This is a genomic window from Streptomyces odonnellii (assembly GCF_000981895.1).
GTDB classification, from domain to species: domain Bacteria; phylum Actinomycetota; class Actinomycetes; order Streptomycetales; family Streptomycetaceae; genus Streptomyces; species Streptomyces odonnellii.
Genome location: NZ_LATD01000494.1, coordinates 1 through 4,294 on the forward strand (window position 1 = coordinate 1; position 4,294 = coordinate 4,294).

Consider the following 4,294-nt stretch of genomic DNA (forward strand, 5'->3'; position numbering starts at 1 on the left):
CCGTCGCCCCGCTCGTCGCCGAACTGCGCGCCACCACGGTCGACCCCGAGGCCGCCCCCGCCCTGCGCGCCGCCGCGGCCCGCCGCCTCGCCCGGCTTGCCGCGCTGACCGACGAGGAGGGCCAGCCGCTCGTGCCGTCCGCGCACCCGGACCGCTGGTGGGGCCTGTACGAACCGACCCGCAGCGAGGTCCCGCTGCGCGACCGTGACCGGCCCGTCGCGCTCTCCGGCAGCGCCCTGGAGCAGCTCGCGAACACCTGCGCGCTCCAATGGTTCCTGGGCCGCGAGGTGAAGGCGGACGAACCGGCCACCGCCGCCCAGGGGTTCGGCAACGTCGTCCATGTCCTGGCCGACGAGGTCGCCTCCGGCCGCAGCCCGGCCGACCTTGATGTCCTCATGGAACGGCTCGACTCCGTGTGGGACGCGCTCGCCTTCGACGCGCCCTGGAAGTCCCAGCAGGAGAAGCAGCACGCCCGCGTCGCACTCGAACGCTTTTTGCGCTGGCACGTCATGGACCGCGGCCGTTCCCCCGCCGCCACGGAGCACGGCTTCGACGTCACCCTCCAAGCGGGCACGTACGAAGTACGCATCCGCGGCTCCATGGACCGCGTCGAACAGGACGGCGAGGGCCGCGCCTACGTCGTCGACTTCAAGACCGGCAAGCAGGCGCCCACCAAGGACGAGGTGGCCCGCCACCCGCAGCTCGCCGTCTACCAGCTCGCCGTCCGCGAGGGCGCGCTGGACGAGGTCTTCGACGGCCGCCGTCCGGAGCCCGGCGGCGCCGAACTCGTACAACTGCGCCAGCCCGCCCCGCGGAAGGAGGGCGGCGAGCAACTTCCCAAGGTCCAGGCGCAGGAGCCGCTCTCGGGGGAGTGGGTCGGCGAACTGCTCACCACGGCGGCGGGCCGTGTCCTGGACGAACGGTTCACCCCCACCACCGGCGGCCACTGCGCCAACTGCGCCTTCCGGGCGTCGTGCAGCGCGCGACCGGAGGGACGCCAGATCGTGGAGTGAGCAGAGTGAGCAGAGTGAGTGGAGTGAGCGGAGTGATACGGAGCGGGGTGCGGCCAGGGGACGGCGCGAAGCCGGCCGCGAAGCCGGCCGGGCCCGGTGTCAACAGGGCTGCCCGGCACTGTCAGTGGTCCCGGATAGCCTCTCTGACATGTCCGTACATCTCACCGATCCCGAGCAGCTCAAGGAGCTCCTCGGCATCCCCTTCACCCCGGAGCAGACGGCCTGCATCACCGCGCCACCCGCCCCGCAGGTCATCGTGGCCGGAGCGGGCTCCGGCAAGACGACGGTGATGGCCGCCCGGGTGGTGTGGCTGGTGGGCAGCGGACAGGTCGCCCCCGAGCAGGTCCTCGGGCTGACCTTCACCAACAAGGCCGCGGGCGAGCTGGCGGAGCGCGTCCGCAAGGCGCTCGTACGGGCCGGGGTCACCGACCCCGATGTCATCGACCCGGACCACCCCCCGGGCGAGCCCCGCATCTCCACGTACCACGCCTTCGCGGGCCGGCTGCTCACCGACCACGGCCTGCGGATAGGGCTGGAGCCGACCGCCCGGCTGCTCGCCGACGCCACCCGGTTCCAACTGGCCGCGCGGGTGCTCAGGGAGGCGCCCGGACCGTACCCCGCACTCACCAAGACGCTCCCCGCCCTGGTCAGCGATCTCCTCGCGCTCGACGGCGAGCTGGCCGAGCATCTTGTCCGTACGGACCGGCTCGGCGCGTACGACAGCGAGCTGCTGACCGCCCTGGACGGCGCCCGGCTCAGCAACGCCGAGCTGCGCAAGGTGCCGGAGACGGTGGCGGCCCGGCGCGAACTGCTCGATCTGGTACGGCGTTATCGCGAGGCCAAGCGCGCCCGCGACCTTCTCGACTTCGGCGACCAGATAGCGCTCTCCGCCGAGCTCGCCGCCACCAGACCCGAGGTCGGCGCACTGCTCAGGGAAGAGTTCCGGGTCGTCCTGCTCGATGAGTACCAGGACACGTCCGTCGCCCAACGGCTGCTGCTCGCCGGGCTGTTCGGCGGCGGCACCGGGCACGCTGTGACGGCGGTCGGCGACCCCTGCCAGGCGATCTACGGCTGGCGCGGCGCCTCCGTGGCCAATCTGGACGACTTCCCGGAGCACTTCCCTCACGCGGACGGTTCCCCGGCGGCCCGCTTCTCGCTCAGCGAGAACCGGCGCAGCGGCGGCCGGCTGCTCGATCTCGCCAACGGTCTGGCCGGGCCGCTGCGCGCGATGCACGAAGGCGTCGAGGCGCTGCGCCCGGCGCCCGGCGCGGAGCGCGACGGCGCGGTGCGCTGCGCCCTGCTGCCCACGCACGCCGAGGAGATCAAGTGGCTCGCCGACTCCGTCGCGCACCTCGTTCGCACGGGAAAGGAGCCGGGCGAGATCGCCGTACTGTGCCGTACGGCCGGGGACTTCCCGGAGATCCAGGGCGCGTTGGTGGCGCGCGAGGTGCCCGTCGAAGTCGTGGGCCTGTCCGGGCTGCTGCACCTCCCCGAGGTCGCCGACCTGGTCGCGATGTGCGAGGTCCTCCAGGACCCGGGCGCCAACGCCTCGCTCGTACGGCTGCTCACCGGCCCCCGCTGGCGGATCGGGCCGCGCGATCTGGCGCTGCTGGGCCGCAGGGCCAGGCTGCTGGTCCACCGGGGCGGCGGCGAGGACGGGGCGGACGACCTCGACGCGCGGCTGGCCGCGGCGGTCGAGGGCACCGACCCGGCCGAGGTGATCTCGCTCGCCGACGCCCTCGACACCTTCCTGGAACCGGCCCGCGCCCCTGAGGACGGCCTGCCCTTCTCCGCCGCCGCCCGGGTCCGCTTCGCGCGCCTCGCCACCGAACTGCGCGAGCTGCGCCGCTCCTTGGCCGACCCCCTGATGGACGTCCTGCACCGCGTCCTGGCGACCACCGGTCTGGAGGTCGAGCTCTCCGCGTCGCCGCACGCCCTGGCCGCCCGCCGCCGCGAGACGCTGAGCAACTTCCTCGATGTCGCGGCCTCCTTCGCCGCGCTCGACGGGGAGGCGGGGCTGCTGGCGTTTCTGGGTTTTCTGCGGACGGCCGTGCAGTACGAGAAGGGCCTGGACAACGCGCTGCCGGGCGGCGAGAACACGGTGAAGGTCCTCACCGCGCACAAGTCCAAGGGCCTGGAGTGGGACGTGGTCGCCGTGCCGGGCCTGGTCGCGGGCCAGTTCCCCAACGGCCGGGCGCGCGAGGCCTGGACGTCCCAGCCGAAGGTCCTCCCGCACGCGCTGCGCGGTGACGCGGCGACGCTGCCGGACATGGAGTCCTGGGACGCGAAGGGGCTGAAGTCCTTCAAGGAGGCGATGAAGGAGCACCAGAGGACGGAGGAACTGCGGCTGGGCTATGTGACCTTCACCCGCCCCCGCTCCCTGCTGCTCGGCTCCGGCCACTGGTGGGGCCCGACCCAGAAGCGGCCCCGGGGGCCTTCGGACTTCCTGCACGCGCTGTACGCCCACTGCGAGGCGGGCCATGGCGAGATCGAGGCCTGGGCGGACGCCCCGGAGGACACGGACGAGAACCCCGCGCTGCATGCGGCTTCCACGGCGCACCCCTGGCCGCTCCCGCTGGACCCCGGGTCGATGGCTCGCCGCCAGGAGGCGGCGCAGACGGTACGGAGGTACTTGGCGGAGTTCCAGCATGGGGACGACGACGAGGCGTCCCCGGCGGACGCCTTCGGGTCCGAGGCCCCGGCCGACCTGGAATCGGACGATCGGGGCCCGGCCGATCCGGGCCCGGCTGACCTGTTCGGCCCGGACGGCTCGCTGCTGCCGGCCGACGCGGCCTTGGACGACGACCGGTCCGTATTGACCGACGCAGGGCCGGCCGATACGGGGCCGGTCGATACGGAGCCGACGGATCGGGGCTGGACCGGTCTGTTCGACCCCGACGATCCGGCGGACATGGCCGAGCCGGACGATCCCGACCACCTGTTCGCCCCGGATGACCCGTTCGTACCGGAAGATTTCGTCGCAGCGGACGATCCCGAGCCGGACGGCGTCGACCCTGGCCCTGGCCCCGGCCCCGCCGATCCGGGGCTGTCCGGCGACGACCTGTCCGGCGACGACCTGTCCGGCGACGACCTGTCCGGCGACGGCACGTCCGGCGACGATCCGGCCGGCTGGGACGCCTGGGCGCCCCGCGCCCCGCGTGGCGGCATCCCCGGGCCCCGCACCGCGGGCAGCGGCGATGGCGCGTGGGGGGACGGGGACCCGGCCCCGGGGCCGGGAAGGGGCGGCGCTGGCGAAAGACCCCCCGCCCTCACTCCGGAGG

Annotated in this window: 2 protein-coding genes; both read left to right on the forward strand. The window is 73.8% G+C overall.

Going from position 1 to position 4,294, the window contains the following annotated elements; all coding sequences use genetic code 11:
- Positions 1-1,013: RecB family exonuclease (locus tag WH07_RS33785; protein WP_046508635.1), on the forward strand; the 1,013-nt coding region annotated here is incomplete at its 5' end.
- Positions 1,014-1,161: 148 nt separating this feature from the next.
- The coding region (locus WH07_RS33790) for an ATP-dependent helicase (protein WP_232789152.1) at positions 1,162-4,294 on the forward strand (3,133 nt) is incomplete at its 3' end.